This window comes from Dellaglioa sp. CoH-56-MRSF-11, assembly GCF_056782135.1.
The window spans coordinates 1-238 of sequence record NZ_JBXAYE010000165.1 but is presented as its reverse complement, the minus strand read 5'-3'; the positions used below and the strand labels follow the sequence as shown (position 1 = coordinate 238).

The following is a 238-nucleotide window of genomic DNA, read 5'->3' as shown; positions in this document are numbered from 1 at the left end:
CAAACCGGACGCAGAGGGCAACCTCCCTGAATTTGTGGCTGGTGTGTGCTCGCGTAACCTCGATCTGGTGGAGACTGAAGGCAACCAGTTCTGGAAAACGGCGCGCGAAGAGCAGGTCCTCGAAAAGCTGGCGACGCTGGAGCGCGCGGTAGCAATCCAAGGTGAGCTGTGCGGTTCGGGTATTCAATCGAACTTCGAAGGATTCCCCGAGGGCTACTACGGCTTCTACGTGTATGAC

1 protein-coding gene is annotated in these 238 nt (G+C 57.6%); it reads left to right on the top strand.

Annotated elements, in window-relative coordinates:
- The coding region (locus tag AC1RPT_RS08245) for an RNA ligase family protein (RefSeq protein WP_481763065.1) at window positions 1–238 on the top strand (238 nt) is incomplete at both ends.